Source organism: Burkholderia sp. IT-111MI5 (genome assembly GCF_949752865.1).
In the GTDB taxonomy this organism is placed as follows: domain Bacteria; phylum Pseudomonadota; class Gammaproteobacteria; order Burkholderiales; family Burkholderiaceae; genus Burkholderia; species Burkholderia pyrrocinia_C.
Genome location: NZ_CATKIF010000014.1, coordinates 51,182 through 67,226, shown reverse-complemented (window position 1 = coordinate 67,226; position 16,045 = coordinate 51,182). Strand labels below are relative to the sequence as shown.

Below are 16,045 nucleotides of genomic sequence, written 5' to 3'. Positions count from 1 at the left end.
GGCACCGCCGAAGCGGTGCCTTTCGATGCAGCCCGAAGGGCCGGGCGGCGCGGCGTGCTCAGTGCGCGGGCGCGGCCATCCCGTTGTGGCGCAGCAGCGCATCGATTTCCGGCTCGCGGCCGCGGAATGCCTTGAACGAATCCATCGCCGGACGGCTGCCGCCGACCTCGAGGATTTCGCGGCGATAGCGCGTGCCGGTCGCCGCGTCGAGCACGCTGCCGCTCGCGGCGGCCGCTTCCTCGAACGCCGCGTACGCGTCGGCCGACAGCACCTCGGCCCACTTGTAGCTGTAGTAGCCGGCTGCATAACCGCCCGCGAAGATATGGCTGAACGTGTTCGGCCAGCGCGAGAACGCCGCCTGCGGGATCACGTGATAGCGCTCGTTGATCTCGCGCGCGAACGCGGTCACGCCGGTCGAGCCCGCCGGGTCGAAGTCAACGTGCAGCAGCATGTCGAACATCGAGAACACGATCTGGCGCAGCGTGCCGAGCCCGCTCTGGAAATTCTTCGCGGCGATCATCTTGTCGAACAGTTCGCGCGGCAGCGTGGCGCCCGTGTCGACGTGCGACGACATCGACGACAGCACGTCCCATTCCCAGCAGAAGTTCTCCATGAACTGCGACGGCAGCTCGACCGCATCCCATTCGACGCCGTTGATGCCCGACACGCCGAGCTCGTCGACGCGCGTGAGCATGTGATGCAGCCCGTGGCCGAACTCATGGAACAGCGTGATGACTTCGTCGTGCGTGAAGCACGCGGGCTTGCCGCCGACCGGCGCCGAGAAGTTGCAGGTCAGGTACGCGACCGGCGTCTGCACGGTGCTGCCGCGCTTCGCACGCGAACGCGCGTCGTCCATCCATGCGCCGCCGCGCTTGCCTTCGCGCGCGTACAGGTCGAGATAGAACTGCGCGACGAGCGAGCCGTCGCGGTTCTCGACGCGGAAGAAGCGCACGTCCTTGTGCCACACCGGTGCGTCGTCCGGCTTGATCCGCACGCCGAACAGCGTCTCGGTGACGGTGAACAGGCCCTTCAGCACGGCCGGCTCCGGGAAGTACTGCTTGACCTCGTTTTCCGAGAACGCATAGCGCTGCTGGCGCAGTTTTTCGGCCGCGTACGCGACGTCCCACGGCGCGAGTTCGGCGAGGCCGAGTTCCTTCGCGGCGAATGCGCGCAGTTCGTCCCAGTCCTTGTCCGCGTGCGGGCGCGCACGCGTCGCGAGATCCTCGAGGAATGCGATCACCTGCTGCGGCGATTCGGCCATCTTCGGCGCGAGCGACACTTCGGCGAAGTTGCGGTAGCCGAGCATCTGCGCCTCTTCGCGGCGCAGCTTCAGCTCGTCGGCGACGATTGCCGTGTTGTCCCATTCGGCGTTGCCGCCGCCGTACTGCGGCCCGAGTTCCGACGCGCGCGTCGCATAGGCGCGGTAGAGCGTCTCGCGCAGCGCGCGGTTGTCCGCGTACTGCAGCACCGGGAAGTAAGACGGGAAGTGCAGCGTGAATTTCCAGCCGTCCTTGCCGTCCTTCTGCGCGGCTTCGCGGGCGGCTTCGATCGCGTCGCCGGGCAGGCCGGCCAGTTCGGCCTCGTCCTGCGCGAAATACGCGTACGCGTTGGTCGCGTCGAGCACGTGGTCGGAGAACGCCTTCGACAGCGCGGCCTGCTGTTCCTGCAGTTCCGCGAAGCGCGGCTTCCGGTCTTCGGGCAGTTCGGCGCCCGACAGGCGGAAATCGCGCAGTGCATTGTCGAGGATCTTCTTGCGCTCGGCGGACAGCGTCGCGTATTCGGCACTCGCGGCGATCGCCTTGTATTTCTCGTACAGCGCGAGATTCTGGCCGACGCTCGACCAGAACTCGGTCACGCGCGGCAGGTTCTCGCCGTATGCGGCCCGCAGCTCGGGCGTGTCGGCGACCGCGTTCAGGTGACCGACGATGCCCCATGCGCGGCCGAGCGGCTCCGTCGCCTGCTCGACCGTCTCGACGACGGCGGCCCAGGTCGACGGCGTCGCGGGCGCGCTCGCGGCCTCGACCGCGCGGCTGGCTGCGTCGAGCAGCGTATCGAGCGCGGGCGTCACGTGTTCCGGACGGATTTCGCCGAAGCGGGGCAGGTCGGAGAAGTCGAGGAGCGGATTGGTGTTGGCGCTGGCGGACATAAGACTCCCTGTCTGTTGCCGGATGAACCGGGATGAAAAGGGTAACGGCGCGATGGCGCCCGATACCGACATTATTGGGGCGCATCGTGCGCTTTCCAATCGTTAGTTTCTAACGGCGCGATTGACGCAGGGTCGGATGCGGGGGAAGGCCGTCGAGCAACGTGCAGCCGGCGTGGTGCTGCCGGTGTGGTGCGGCTGGCGAGACGCCGGCGCACGGAACCGCGCGCCGGCTGAACGGGCAGGGGTCAGGCAGCCGCGGCGGCAGCGCGCTCGGCGGCTTCGATCGTGTTGATCAGCAGCATCGTGATGGTCATCGGGCCGACGCCGCCCGGTACCGGCGTGATGTGGCCGGCGACTTCCTTCACGCCCGCGAAATCGACGTCGCCGCACAGCTTGCCCGCGTCGTCGCGATTCATGCCGACGTCGATCACCGTCGCGCCGGGCTTCACCATGTCGGCCGTCAGGATGTTGCGCTTGCCGACCGCGGCAACCACGACGTCGGCCTGCCGCGTGTGCGCGGCGAGGTCGCGCGTCTTGCTGTGGCAGATCGTCACGGTCGCGCCGGCTTCGAGCAGCAGCATCGCCATCGGCTTGCCGACGATGTTCGAGCGGCCGATCACGACCGCGTTCGCGCTCTGCAGCGCGATGTCGTGCGCCTCGAACATCTTCATCACGCCGTACGGCGTGCACGGGCGGAACAGCGGCTTGCCAGTCATCAGCGCGCCGGCGTTCGCGACGTGAAAGCCGTCGACGTCCTTCTCCGGCGCGATCGCCTCGATCACCTTGTGGCTGTCGATGTGCGCCGGCAGCGGCAGCTGGACGAGGATGCCGTGGATCTTCGGGTCGCGGTTCAGCTCGTCGATGCGTGCGAGCAGGTCGGCTTCCGACAGCGTTGCCGGGTACGCGTCCTTCAGCGAGAAGAAACCGTTGTCCTCGCACGCCTTGATCTTGTTGCGCACGTAGACTTCGCTCGCCGGGTTCTCGCCGACGAGGATCACCGCGAGGCCGGGCTGGTGGCCGCGTGCGGTCAGGGCGGCGGCGCGTTCGGCGGCCTGCGCGCGCAAGGTCTTCGAAAGGGCGTTGCCGTCGATGAGGAGGGCTGTCATGGTGGTGGGTCCTGCCGGGAAGTTGGAATGCGTGCGTACGGCACCGAAGCGCCGCAGCAAAACACGCAATTATACCGTTCGCCTGCTGCCGTCCGACAGCGAATAAGCGGAAAGCGTCATGGCCGCGGCGCTCGCGCGCCGGGAGGAAAGGCCGCCGCCGCGCGAGTGGGCCGCATCGCGCGGGGCGGCTGCGGGCCGGGCGGGCAGTGCCGCCGCGGCCGGCGAGCGCTCAGGCCTGTTTCTTCGACAGCGCGAGGCGCAGCAGGTCGGCCACCGTGTTGACGTTGAGCTTTTCCATGATGTTCGCGCGGTGCGCTTCGACCGTCTTGATGCTGATGCCGAGATCGTCGGCGATCTGCTTGTTCAGGCGGCCCGCAATGATCCGTTCGAGCACCTGCTGCTCGCGCGCGGTCAGCTTCGACAGGCGTTCGCTCGCGGCGCGCTGTTCCTGGACGCTCTTGCTCTCGCTTCGGGCCTTGTCGAGCATCCGCTCGACGAGCTTGCGCAGCTCGGCTTCGTCGAACGGTTTCTCGATAAAGTCCATCGCACCCTTTTTCATCGTCGACACGGCCATCGGCACGTCGCCGTGACCGGTGACGAAGATGATCGGCAGCGCGGCGTTGTCGGCGATCAGGCGTTCCTGCAGTTCGAGGCCGCTCATGCCCGACATCCGAACGTCGAGGATCAGGCATGCGATCTGGCCGGCCTGCTGCGCAGGCTGGTATGCATCGAGGAATTGCTCGGCGCTCGAGAAGCATTGCACGCGATAGCCGTTCGCCTCCAGCAGCCAGCGCAGCGAGTCCCGTACGGCCTCGTCGTCGTCGACGACAAAGACGGTTTCCTGAGTGGTGGTGACAGGGCTATTCATAGTTCTCCCGTTACGGTATGTGATGCCGATGCCTCGCGCCCCCCTTGGCCGAGATCAGCGGGTTCCCCAATGGGCAGGCTGCAGTGGAACGTCGCGCCGGAAATGCGGCCATCCGGCTCGACGTTGTTGACCACCCACAGACGCCCCCGATGCGATTCGATGATCGAACGGCAGATGTTCAGCCCCATGCCCATGCCATCGGACTTGGTGCTGTAAAACGGTTCGAACAGGCGTTCGGCGGTCGCTTCGTCGACGCCCGGACCCTGGTCGATCACGCGGATGTCGACGAATCCCGCATCGATGTCGGCGACGACGCGGATCACGCCGTCCGCCGACGCCGGCTTCACGTCGGCCATCGCCTCGGCCGCGTTCTTCATCAGGTTCATCAGCACCTGCTCGATCAGCACGGGGTCGACATAAATAATAGGCATTCTTGCGAGGATTTCCGTGACGATCCGGATCCTGCGCTTCCTGGCCTCGATTTCGGCGAGCCCGACCGCGTCGGCGACGATGTCCGCGACGCGCGCCGGCTGGCGCTTCGGCTCGCTGCGCTTCACGAATTCGCGGATCCGCTTGACGATCATCCCCGCGCGCAGCGCCTGCTGCGCGGTCTTTTCCAGCGCGGGCTGCAGCGACTCGGGCGTGCCGCGGCCGCTCTTGACGAGCGCGAGCGTGCCCGAGCAGTAGTTGTTGATCGCGGCGAGCGGCTGGTTCAATTCGTGAGCAATCGACGACGCCATTTCACCCATCGTCATCAATCGGCTCGTGAACTGCAGCTTCTCTTCCTGCTGGTGCGCGAGTTCCTGTGCCTTCTTGCGGGTCGTGATGTCGGTCGCGATCTGCATCTGCGCGAGGTGGCCGTCCACCCACTGGATGTACTGGCGGCGCACCTCGAACCACTTCTGGATGCTCTCGACGTACACCTCCTGCGCATCGGCGGTGCTGCTCGTCAGCGCGGCGGCCGGCAGGCCCGCGAACGCATCGACCATGTCGATCGAGTCGGACGATGCCTGCGCGCGGTCGAAGCCGCCGCCCGACAGTTCGAGATGGCCGTCGGGGCGGATGCCGAACAGGTGGCGGTAGTAGCGGTTCGCGAACAGCAGCTCGGCCTCGTCGGCGGCCAGCACCGACACCGCGGCGTCGAGGCTTTCGAGCACCGTCGTGAAGCGCTCGTGCGCGGCCGCGAGTTCCTCGCGCGCGCGCTTCGGCTCGGTGATGTCGGTCATCGACGACATCCAGCCCGTCTGGCGGCCGGAACTGTCGATCAGCGGCGATACGTACAGGCGCGCATGGAACAGCGTGCCGTTCTTGCGCCGCACGCGCAGCTCGAACCCCGAGCTCGGCGCCTTGCCGCGCAGCGTCATGTCGAGCTGGCGCTGCATTTCCGGGTAAGCGTCGCGCGGCCAGTACGGGAACGGCGCGACCTTGCCGACGAGGTCGGTTTCGTCCCAGCCGGTCATCCGGCAGAACGCGGGGTTCACGTGCGTGATGCGGCCGTGCATGTCGAGCACGCGCATGCCGATCAGCACCGAGTTTTCCATCGCACGGCGGAAGAACGCTTCCGCGTACAGCGCCTGCTGCGCCTCGAAGCGCTGGCGCGTGTGCTTCCACAGGCTCCAGAGGCTCCACAGCACGAAGCACGACAGCCCCGCGACGAGCCACACGAGCGTGTTGTTGGTCAGGTTCGTGAGCTGCGGGAACGCGTACACGCGCACGGTCAGCCCCTGGCCGGGCGGATCGAGCGGCAGGTCGTAGTGCGAGTCGCGCGGCAGGCGCGGGCGCGTCGACGTGGACGACAGCTCGCGGTTGTTCGAGTCGGTGATCGAGATCTTGTACTTCGACGACAGCTCCTGCGGGATGTCGTGCTTCAGGATGCCTTCGACCGAGAACACCGCGGCGATCGAGCCGAGATATTCGCGGTCGCCGCGCATCACGGGTGTCTGCAGCGTGATGAAGCCGTTGCCGAAGTCGTCGTAGATCAGCGGCGAATAGGCCTGGCGGCGCGTGCTGCGCGCTTCGTCATAGGCGCCGCGCACGGCGTCCTGCATCTGCGCGTCGCCGGGCTTCGCGAGCCGCTGGCCGAGCAGCGGCGGATGCACGGCCGGCCAGCGCTGCACGCCGGGCGATGTGTACCAGTTCAGGTAGAGGATTTCCGGATGCGTCTGCATCACGTCCGCGACGGCCATCTGGAACGCGTTCTGGTCGAGGCGGCCCGACGCGAGATCGCGCGACAGCGCCTGGAGCTGCTCCTGCGCGCCCGTCATCGACAGGCGGATCTGCTGCTGCGCCCACGCGACGTTACGGAAGAGGGTGTCTTCCTGCTGCTGCTGTTCGCGGCGATTGAGGCTCCACAGGATGAGGCTCATCACCACGAGGAACACGAGAATCGACAGCAGCGGTGTCAGCAAATAGGAATTGGACCACCACGGTCCGTGGTGCCAACGGGACGGCTGCGACTCCGCCGGCGGGCCCGACGGTCGCGCCGAGCGTGCGAAAAGCCGATCGGTCAACATGGCAGGATTGTAGCGCAGCGCAATACATGGAAAACCCATACCGGATATGTTGAACGGAAACGGATTTATGCCGCCGGGACGTGCCGCGGAGCCCCGAAGCATGGGTGCGGCGCAGCAATATTCCGCATTACGAGAAAAGATCTCACGATTCGAAAATTTTGTTGCGCGGGCCCGCGCACGCTCATTACAATCCGCTGGAGCTTGCCCGCAGCCGGTCGCGTCGCGTCGTCTGCACGAGAGCGATCCTCACATTCCAGGACCCAGGAGACGAGAATGTCCGCTGTACCGAACGAAGTGATGAAATATGTCGCCGCCGAACGTGACGACGACCCGCAAGAAACCGTTGAGTGGCTGGAGTCGCTCGATGGCGTGATCTCCTCCGTGGGCACCGGCCGCGCGCACTACCTGATCGAAAAGCAGATCGAGTTCGCCCGCATGCACGGCGAGCACCTGCCGTTTTCCGCGAATACCCCGTACATCAACACGATTCCGGTCGAAGCCCAGGCGAAGATTCCGGGCGACCAGGACATCGAGCACCGCATCCGTTCGTACACGCGCTGGAACGCGCTGGCGATGGTGCTGCGTGCAGGCAAGGACACGAACGTCGGCGGCCACATCGCATCGTTCGCGTCGGCCGCGACGCTCTATGACGTCGGCTACAACCACTTCTGGCACGCAGCGTCCGACCAGCACGGCGGCGATCTCGTGTTCGTGCAGGGCCACTCGTCGCCGGGCGTGTATTCGCGCGCGTTCCTGCTCGGCCGCTTGAAGGAAGAGCAGCTCGACAACTTCCGCCAGGAAGTCGACGGCAACGGCATTTCGTCGTACCCGCACCCGTGGCTGATGCCGGACTTCTGGCAGTTCCCGACCGTGTCGATGGGTCTCGGCCCGATCATGGCGATCTACCAGGCGCGCTTCATGAAGTACCTGCAGGCGCGCGGCATCGCGACGACGGAAGGCCGCAAGGTGTGGGCGTTCCTCGGCGACGGCGAGACGGACGAACCGGAATCGCTCGGCGCGATCGGGATGGCGAGCCGCGAGAAGCTCGACAACCTCGTGTTCGTGATCAACTGCAACCTGCAGCGTCTCGACGGCCCGGTGCGCGGCAACGGCAAGATCATCCAGGAACTGGAATCGGAATTCCGCGGCGCCGGCTGGAACGTGATCAAGGTCATCTGGGGCAGCCGCTGGGATGCGCTGTTCGCGCGCGACAAGACGGGCGCGCTGATGCGCCGCATGATGGAAGTCGTCGACGGTGAATACCAGACGTACAAGTCGGAATCGGGCGCGTTCGTCCGCGAGCACTTCTTCAACTCGCCCGAGCTGAAGGCGCTGGTCGCCGACTGGTCGGACGACGACATCTGGGCGCTGAACCGCGGCGGCCACGATCCGCACAAGATCTATGCGGCGTTCCACGAAGCCAGCAACACGAAGGGCGCGCCGACCGTCATCCTCGCGAAGACCATCAAGGGCTACGGGATGGGCGAGTCGGGCCAGGCGATGAACATCACGCACCAGCAGAAGAAACTGCCGGTCGAGCAACTGAAGAAGTTCCGCGACCAGTTCCGCCTGCCGATCACCGACGAGCAGATCGCCGACGTGCCGTACCTGAAATTCGAGGAAGGCTCGAAGGAACTCGAATACATGCGCAAGCAGCGCATGGACCTCGGCGGCTACCTGCCGCACCGCCGCGAGAAGGCGACGTCGCTGCCGGTACCGGCGCTCGACGCGTTCGAGCCGCTGCTGAAGGGCACGGGCGAAGGCCGCGAGATCTCGACGACGATGGCGTTCGTGCGGATCCTGAACATCCTGCTGAAGGACAAGGCGCTCGGCAAGCGCGTCGTGCCGATCGTCCCGGACGAATCGCGCACGTTCGGCATGGAAGGCCTGTTCCGCCAGATCGGCATCTGGAACCAGCAAGGCCAGAAGTACGTGCCGGAAGATTCCGACCAGCTGATGTTCTACAAGGAATCGGAAACCGGCCAGATCCTGCAGGAAGGCATCAACGAAGCGGGCGGCATGTGCGACTGGATCGCGGCGGCGACGTCGTACTCGACGCACGGCGAGATCATGGTGCCGTTCTACATCTTCTACTCGATGTTCGGCTTCCAGCGGATCGGCGACCTCGCATGGGCCGCGGGCGACATGCGCTCGCGCGGCTTCCTGCTGGGCGGTACCGCGGGCCGCACGACGCTGAACGGCGAAGGCCTGCAGCACGAAGACGGCCACTCGCTCCTGTGGGCGGCATCGGTGCCGAACTGCGTGAGCTATGACCCGACCTTCGGCTACGAACTGGCCGTGATCATCCAGGACGGCCTGCGCCGCATGGTGCAGGACCAGGAAGACGTGTACTACTACATCACGGTGATGAACGAGAACTACGAGCACCCGGCGATTCCGCAGGGCGAGCACGTGGCGGCCGACATCATCAAGGGCATGTACGCGTTCAGGAAGGCCGATGCCGACAAGAAGGCGCCGCGCGTCCAGCTGCTCGGCGCGGGCACGATCTTCAACGAAGTGATCGCTGCCGCCGACCTGCTGAAGAACGACTGGGGCGTCGCCGCCGACCTGTGGAGCGTGCCGAGCTTCACCGAGCTCGCGCGCGAAGGCCACCAGGTCGAGCGCTGGAACCTGCTCCATCCGACCGAGGAGCGTCGCCTGTCGCACGTGCAGAAGTGCCTGAAGGACACGCAGGGCCCGGTCATCGCATCGACCGACTACGTCCGCGCGCTGGTCGACCAGATTCGCGGCCAGATCGATCGCCGCTTCGTCGTGCTGGGCACGGACGGCTTCGGCCGCTCGGATACCCGCGAGAAGCTGCGTCACTTCTTTGAGGTCGACCGTCACTGGGTCACCGTCGCGGCGCTCAACGCGCTGGCCGACGAAGGCACGATCGAGCGCAAGGTGGTCGCGGACGCGATCGCCAAGTACAACCTCGATCCGTCCAAGCCCAACCCGATGACCGTTTAACGCACACGCCGTGTGATGTCGCGCGTCGCTTCCGCGAGGAGCGCGCGCGGCCATGGAGACAGATACAGATGAGTCAAGCGATCGAAGTGAAGGTGCCGGATATCGGCGATTACAAGGACGTGCCCGTCATCGAAGTGCTCGTGAAGGCGGGCGACACGGTCGAGCCCGAGCAGTCGCTCGTCACGCTCGAGTCCGACAAGGCGACGATGGACGTCCCGAGCCCCGCGGCGGGCACGGTCAAGGAAGTGAAGGTGAAGGTGGGTGACTCGGTGTCGGAAGGCACGCTGATCATCCTGCTCGAAGGCGGCGCGGCCGCACAGCCGAACGGCGCAGCTGCGCCGGCAGCAGCCCCGGCTCCGGCAGCAGCGCCGGCACCGGCCGCGGCTGCACCGGCTGCCGCACCGGCAGCGGCCGGCGGCACGCTCGAAGTGAAGGTGCCCGACATCGGCGACTACAAGGACGTCCCGGTGATCGAGATCGGCGTGAAGGTCGGCGATACGGTCGAGAAGGAGCAGTCGCTCGTCACGCTCGAATCGGACAAGGCGACGATGGATGTGCCGAGCCCGGCTGCCGGCGTCGTGAAGGACATCAAGGTGAAGGTGGGCGATTCGGTGTCGGAAGGCGCGCTGATCGTGCTGCTCGAAGCCGCAGGCGCACCGGCTGCCGCACCGCAGGCGAGCGCACCGGCACCGGCCGCTGCTGCAGCGGCTCCGGCACCCGCCGCCGCACCCGCGAAGGCTGCGCCGGCACCGGCTGCCGCCGCACCTGCCGCAGCGCCGCCGGGCGAATACCGCGCCAGCCACGCGTCGCCGTCGGTGCGCAAGTTCGCGCGCGAACTCGGCGTCGAAGTCGCACGCGTGCAGGGCTCGGGTCCGAAGGGCCGCATCACGAAGGACGACGTCACGGGCTTCGTGAAGGGCGTGATGACGGGCCAGCGCGCAGCACCGGGCGCGGCAGCGGCCGCGCCGGCAGGCGGCGGCGAGCTGAACCTGCTGCCCTGGCCGAAGGTCGACTTCTCGAAGTTCGGCCCGTTCGAGGCGAAGCCGCTGTCGCGCATCAAGAAGATCTCGGGCGCGAACCTGCATCGCAACTGGGTGATGATCCCGCACGTCACGAACAACGACGAAGCGGACATCACCGATCTCGAGGCGCTGCGCGTCCAGTTGAACAAGGAGCACGAGAAGGCGGGCGTGAAGTTCACGATGCTCGCGTTCGTGATCAAGGCGGTCGTCGCCGCGCTGAAGAAATTCCCGACCTTCAACGCGAGCCTCGACGGCGACAACCTCGTGTTCAAGCAGTACTTCCACGTCGGTTTCGCCGCCGATACGCCGAACGGCCTCGTCGTGCCGGTGATCCGCGATGCGGACAAGAAGGGCCTCGTCGACATCGCGAAGGAAATGAGCGACCTGTCGAAGGCCGCGCGCGAAGGCAAGCTGAAGCCGGATCAGATGCAGGGCGGCTGCTTCTCGATCTCGTCGCTCGGCGGGATCGGCGGCACGAACTTCACGCCGATCATCAACGCGCCGGAAGTGGCGATCCTCGGGTTGTCGCGCGGGCAGATGAAGCCGGTGTGGGACGGCAAGCAGTTCGTGCCGCGTCTCATGCTGCCGCTGTCGCTGTCGTATGACCATCGCGTGATCGATGGCGCGGAAGCCGCGCGGTTCAATGCGTATCTCGGCGCGTTGCTCGGCGATTTCCGACGCATCGTTCTTTGATGAGCGGGGAGGTGCTCGCGGGGGCGTGGGGTTTATGTTGGTTATCCACGCTTCGTCGTTGAACTTGTTTTCCTGACGGTCTGCCAGCGTCGCCCCTGCGCGGGGCGGCGGTCACTTTTCTTTGTCTTCCAAAGAAAAGTAACCAAAAGAAAGGCGCGTCCTTGGGCGGACGGCAAAGGTGGTTCTGCCCCAGGTCGCCGTTCTTTTGCCAGGCCGTAGTTCTCCCGCGGGTTTCTCCCCCCTCTGTCTGCAGCTAATCAAGAAGGGGACAGTAATGAGTCTCATCGAAGTCAAGGTTCCGGATATCGGCGATTTCAGCGGCGTCGATGTCATCGAAGTCAATGTGAAGCCGGGCGACGTGATCGAAAAAGAGCAGACGCTCATCACGCTCGAATCGGACAAAGCCTCCATGGAAGTGCCCAGCGACGTCGCCGGCACCGTCAAGGAAGTCAAGGTCAAGGCCGGCGAGAAAGTCTCGCAAGGCACGGTCATCGCCATCGTCGAAGCATCGGCAGGCGCCGCCGCACCCGCGAAAGCACCCGAACCGGCCAAGCCCGCAGCGGCTGCTCCGGCACCGGCCGCAGCCGCCCCGGCACCCGCGCCGCAAGCCGGCAGCTACGCCGGCGCAGTCGACGTCGAATGCGACATGCTCGTGCTCGGCGCCGGCCCCGGCGGCTACTCGGCCGCGTTCCGCGCAGCCGATCTCGGCATGAAGACGGTGCTCGTCGAACGCTACTCGACGCTCGGCGGCGTGTGCCTGAACGTGGGCTGCATCCCGTCGAAGGCGCTGCTGCACACGGCGCTCGTCATCGACGAAGCCGCGGCGCTCGCGTCGCACGGCATCACGTTCGGCAAGCCGGAAGTCGACCTCGACAAGCTGCGCGACTTCAAGGGCGGCGTCGTCAAGAAGCTGACGACGGGCCTCGCCGGCATGGCGAAGGCGCGCAAGGTCGAAGTCGTCACGGGCGTTGGCGCATTCGTCGATCCGTATCACATGGAAGTGCAGGGCGAAAACGGCAAGAAGGTCGTCAAGTTCAAGCAGGCGATCATCGCCGCGGGCTCGCAGGCCGTGAAGCTGCCGTTCATGCCGGAAGACCCGCGCGTCGTCGATTCGACGGGCGCACTCGAACTGCGCCAGTTGCCGAAGCGCATGCTCGTGATCGGCGGCGGCATCATCGGCCTCGAAATGGCGACGGTGTACGCGACGCTCGGCGCCGAGATCGACGTCGTCGAAATGATGGACGGCCTGATGATGGGCGCGGACCGCGATCTCGTGAAGGTCTGGGAAAAGTACAACGCGAAGCGCTTCGGCAACGTGATGCTGAAGACCAAGACGGTCGGCGCGGAAGCGAAGGAAGACGGCATCTACGTGAAGTTCGAGGGCGAGAAGGCGCCGGCGGAAGCGCAGCGCTACGACCTCGTGCTCGTCGCGGTGGGCCGCAGTCCGAACGGCAAGAAGATCGGTGCCGACAAGGCCGGCGTCGCCGTCACGGATCGCGGCTTCATCGACGTCGACAAGCAGATGCGCACGAACGTCCCGCACATCTTCGCGATCGGCGATGTCGTCGGCCAGCCGATGCTCGCGCACAAGGCCGTGCATGAAGGCCACGTCGCAGCGGAAGCCGCGCACGGCGAGAAGGCGTACTTCGACGCACTGCAGATTCCGTCGGTGGCGTACACCGATCCGGAAGTGGCGTGGGCCGGCAAGACGGAAGACCAGTGCAAGGCCGAAGGCATCAAGTACGGCAAGGCGGTGTTCCCGTGGGCCGCTTCGGGCCGCGCGATCGCGAACGGCCGCGACGAAGGCTTCACGAAACTGATCTTCGACGAGGAAACCCATCGCGTGATCGGCGGCGGGATCGTCGGCCTGAACGCGGGCGACCTGATCAGCGAAGTGTGCCTCGCCGTCGAGATGGGCGCGGACGCGGAAGACATCGGCAAGACGATCCATCCGCACCCGACGCTCGGCGAATCGATTGGCATGGCCGCCGAGCTGTACGAAGGCGTCTGTACGGACCTGCCGCCGCAACGCAAGAAGTAACGCGACCGGCACGGCCGGTCATGCGCCGGCCATGAAGAACGCCGCCGCCCGGGCAATCCGGGCGGCGGCGTTCTTCTTTTGCTCGCTGCCGGCGCGACGATCAAACGGCTGTTCTAGCGTAGCGAACGGCGGCCGGTTCGCGCCGTTTCCGGCGCCGGAAACGAAAAAGCCGCGCTGGGCGCGGCTCTTTCAGGAGCAGGGGACGCTTACGCGGCCGGCTTGCTCGAACGACGCGCAGCGGCGGCGGTGGCAGCCTTCGTTGCGACGGCAGCAGCAGCGTTGAAGTTCGTTTCAGCGATCTCGACGGCTTGCTTCGTTGCCTTTTGAACCGTTTCGTACGTGGTGTTCGCAGCGTTCAGTGCCGACTTCAGCGCGGCGACAGCCGTTTCCGAACCGGCCGGGGCGTTCTTCGCGACGTTGTCGACGAGTGCCTGGACCTTCTTGTTCTGCTCTTCGAATTGCGCTTCGGCAACCTTCGTGAACTCGGCTTGCGTCGACGATGCGATTTCGTACAGGTGACGGCCGTACGACAGCACCTTTTCCGCGACCGGCTGCGACAGGCTCGCTTGCAGTGCGATCAGTTCCTGAGCGTCCTTCACCGACAGCAGACGCTGTGCATTTTCCTGGCTCTCGACCAGCGTCGACTTCACGACCTGCAGGTTCAGTTCGATCAGCTTTTCGACGCCTTCGAACGCCTTGGTCGTCAGACCGAACAGGCTTTCGAGGTTGGCTTTCTGTGCGGCGGCGATTTGCTCGGGGGTCAGCAAGGACATGTCAAGCTCCTGAAAAGCGATCGCGTCGATCGCAGGGTAAAGGGGCACTACGATGGGGAACCTCGGATGCGCGTCCTTTGTGCAACGCAGCAATGAAACGTATTTTAGGGCAGAGAAAACGGATGTCAAGTATTTTTTGTGCGTTGCACAATCGTGACAAATTATCGATAAAACAACGAGTTATCATGGCCGTTCGGAATCGGTTTCACGCTCGATCCCAAATGGTGCGCACGGGCGCGGGGCAGGCGCAGCGCACCATGAGCACGCACAGGTAAACCTGACAGGCTCGTGGAACGTTATCCTTCCGTTCCTGTCGAAAACGCGCCGTTTCGATGCGCATGCCGTGGCGACGTGCCGTCGTCATGGTCAAGAGGCGCTGCAGGCACGCCCCGAGCGCCGGATACGTAGTTTCCCCGCTTTAAATTGCCCCGAAAGTGACGTTATCTCAATTAACCGTGTGGTAATCGGGAGACGGGCGCTGTCGGGCAGTGCTTCCCATGATTTTTTTCGATGGGAGCGGGAGGGTCGATTGGTCTGAGGTTGGCCGACCCTTACATTCCGGTTTAACGACGATCGGTAAGTGCCTAATATTGCTCTTTTTTTAAGCTTTAACTACACTTGCGGAAACCTCCCGCCCGCTTTGTCCAGACCCCAATGAAAGCCGAATCGTTTTCACCGCGCAGATTGTTGCAGAGCATGACGCTCGGCGCGGCTGTGTCGGTCGCCGTCGCCTTGCTGGCGACCGCCGCGTCCGTCGCGCCCGCTGACGCCTTTGCCGCCACTGCGAAGACCCAACAAGCCGCCAAGAAAAAGGCCGTCGCTCCTGCTTCGTCCGCGAAGAAGAAGTCGGTCAAGGCCGCATCCAGCCAATCCGCCAAGGTCGCCGCGGCCGATGCGCCGCGCGCGAAAGCGTCGCGCAAGCGCATGACGCTCGCAGCGGGCGTGCACGGCGGCCACCGCGGCGCAGTGCGCCAGATCGCGTTCCAGCCGCGCCGTCCGACCGTCGGCCAGGCGTTCGGCCTGCACGACACGCCGGACGCGCTCGCGCTGCGCTCGAGCGTCGCGTACGTCGTCGACCAGAATTCCGGCGAGCCGCTGTTCGACAAGAATTCGCATGCCGTCGTGCCGATCGCGTCGATCTCGAAGCTGATGACGGCGATGGTCGTGCTCGATTCGAAGACGCCGATGACCGACCAGATCGAAGTCACCGACGAAGACCGCGACTACGAGAAGGGCACGGGCTCGCGCCTGTCGGTCGGCTCGGTGCTGTCGCGCGAGGACATGCTGCATATCGCGCTGATGGCGTCGGAAAACCGCGCGGCCGCCGCGCTGTCGCGTTATTACCCGGGCGGCCGTCCGGCGTTCATCGCTGCGATGAACGCGAAGGCGAAGGCGCTCGGCATGGCCGATACGCATTTCGAGAATTCGACCGGCCTGTCGAGCTCGAACGTGTCGAGCGCGCGCGATCTGGTGAAGATGGTCAATGCGGCGTACCAGTACCCGATGATCCGCCAGTTCTCGACCGATCGCAGCTACGAGGTGTACACGGGCAAGCGCAATCTCGCCTACAACAGCACGAACGCGCTGATCCGCGGCAACGGCTCGTGGGACATCGGCCTGCAGAAGACCGGCTTCATCAACGAAGCGGGCGAGTGCCTCGTGATGCAGGCGACGATCCATGGCCGGCCGATGGTGATCGTGCTGCTCGATTCGTACGGCAAGTATTCGCGCTTCGCCGACGCGGCACGCCTGCGCAACTGGCTCGATGCCGGCGGCGGCGAGCGCCTGACGGCGGCCAACACGCCGAACGGCGGCACCTGATCGCCGGCGGCGGTCCCGCCGCCTCGCCGATTAGCTGCAAGAAAAAACCCCGCAATCGCGGGGTTTTTTCGTTGGAGAGAACCGCGGCGGTG

9 protein-coding genes are annotated in these 16,045 nt (G+C 65.4%); 4 read left to right on the top strand and 5 right to left on the bottom strand.

Annotated features, from left to right (window positions below):
• Positions 1-58 precede the first annotated feature (58 nt).
• The 4 genes from ACM6JT_RS16085 to fixL all read right to left on the bottom strand — a co-directional run bounded on the left by ACM6JT_RS16085 (position 59) and on the right by fixL (position 6,633).
• A complete protein-coding gene (locus ACM6JT_RS16085) occupies positions 59-2,146 on the bottom strand; it encodes a M3 family metallopeptidase (protein ID WP_407970716.1) in 2,088 nt (695 codons plus the stop codon).
• A gap of 245 nt (positions 2,147-2,391) precedes the next feature.
• Positions 2,392-3,252 carry a bifunctional methylenetetrahydrofolate dehydrogenase/methenyltetrahydrofolate cyclohydrolase FolD gene (folD, locus tag ACM6JT_RS16080; protein ID WP_414856822.1) on the bottom strand — a complete coding sequence of 287 codons (861 nt, stop codon included), beginning with the start codon at positions 3,250-3,252 and terminating at the stop codon, positions 2,392-2,394.
• Positions 3,253-3,481: 229 nt separating this feature from the next.
• Positions 3,482-4,120 (bottom strand): oxygen response regulator transcription factor FixJ, encoded by a 639-nt coding sequence (gene fixJ / locus ACM6JT_RS16075; protein WP_006493245.1) that lies wholly within the window; start codon positions 4,118-4,120, stop codon positions 3,482-3,484.
• The gene (gene fixL / locus ACM6JT_RS16070) at positions 4,117-6,633 is read right to left on the bottom strand and encodes an oxygen sensor histidine kinase FixL (RefSeq protein ID WP_414856821.1); all 2,517 of its coding nucleotides are present in this window, start codon (positions 6,631-6,633) and stop codon (positions 4,117-4,119) included. Before fixL ends, fixJ begins: the two co-directional genes overlap by 4 nt.
• Positions 6,634-6,906: 273 nt before the next feature.
• Between fixL and aceE the strand changes: the two genes are divergently transcribed.
• The 3 genes from aceE (at position 6,907) to lpdA (ending at position 13,359) form a co-directional block, all read left to right on the top strand.
• Positions 6,907-9,603 carry a pyruvate dehydrogenase (acetyl-transferring), homodimeric type gene (aceE, locus tag ACM6JT_RS16065; RefSeq protein WP_034183548.1) on the top strand — a complete coding sequence of 899 codons (2,697 nt, stop codon included), beginning with the start codon at positions 6,907-6,909 and terminating at the stop codon, positions 9,601-9,603.
• Between the two features lie 68 nt (positions 9,604-9,671).
• The gene (gene aceF, locus ACM6JT_RS16060; protein WP_414856820.1) at positions 9,672-11,318 is read left to right on the top strand and encodes a dihydrolipoyllysine-residue acetyltransferase; all 1,647 of its coding nucleotides are present in this window, start codon (positions 9,672-9,674) and stop codon (positions 11,316-11,318) included.
• A gap of 274 nt (positions 11,319-11,592) precedes the next feature.
• Positions 11,593-13,359 (top strand): dihydrolipoyl dehydrogenase, encoded by a 1,767-nt coding sequence (gene lpdA, locus ACM6JT_RS16055; RefSeq protein ID WP_407970715.1) that lies wholly within the window; start codon positions 11,593-11,595, stop codon positions 13,357-13,359.
• Between the two features lie 206 nt (positions 13,360-13,565).
• Here the strand turns inward: lpdA and ACM6JT_RS16050 are convergent, their stop codons facing one another.
• Positions 13,566-14,132 carry a phasin family protein gene (locus ACM6JT_RS16050; RefSeq protein ID WP_034183551.1) on the bottom strand — a complete coding sequence of 189 codons (567 nt, stop codon included), beginning with the start codon at positions 14,130-14,132 and terminating at the stop codon, positions 13,566-13,568.
• Between the two features lie 654 nt (positions 14,133-14,786).
• On the opposite strand from ACM6JT_RS16050, the gene pbpG reads away from it, so the two are divergent.
• Complete coding sequence (gene pbpG / locus ACM6JT_RS16045; protein WP_105392836.1) at positions 14,787-15,953, top strand: D-alanyl-D-alanine endopeptidase; 1,167 nt, start codon at positions 14,787-14,789, stop codon at positions 15,951-15,953.
• Positions 15,954-16,045 lie beyond the last annotated feature (92 nt).

Coding starts and splice junctions, on each gene's coding strand:
- ACM6JT_RS16085 (WP_407970716.1), bottom strand. CDS start 2,146: ATGTCCGCCAGCGCCAACACCAATCCGCTCCTCGACTTCTCCGACCTG.
- folD (WP_414856822.1), bottom strand. CDS start 3,252: ATGACAGCCCTCCTCATCGACGGCAACGCCCTTTCGAAGACCTTGCGC.
- fixJ (WP_006493245.1), bottom strand. CDS start 4,120: ATGAATAGCCCTGTCACCACCACTCAGGAAACCGTCTTTGTCGTCGAC.
- fixL (WP_414856821.1), bottom strand. CDS start 6,633: ATGTTGACCGATCGGCTTTTCGCACGCTCGGCGCGACCGTCGGGCCCG.
- aceE (WP_034183548.1), top strand. CDS start 6,907: ATGTCCGCTGTACCGAACGAAGTGATGAAATATGTCGCCGCCGAACGT.
- aceF (WP_414856820.1), top strand. CDS start 9,672: ATGAGTCAAGCGATCGAAGTGAAGGTGCCGGATATCGGCGATTACAAG.
- lpdA (WP_407970715.1), top strand. CDS start 11,593: ATGAGTCTCATCGAAGTCAAGGTTCCGGATATCGGCGATTTCAGCGGC.
- ACM6JT_RS16050 (WP_034183551.1), bottom strand. CDS start 14,132: ATGTCCTTGCTGACCCCCGAGCAAATCGCCGCCGCACAGAAAGCCAAC.
- pbpG (WP_105392836.1), top strand. CDS start 14,787: ATGAAAGCCGAATCGTTTTCACCGCGCAGATTGTTGCAGAGCATGACG.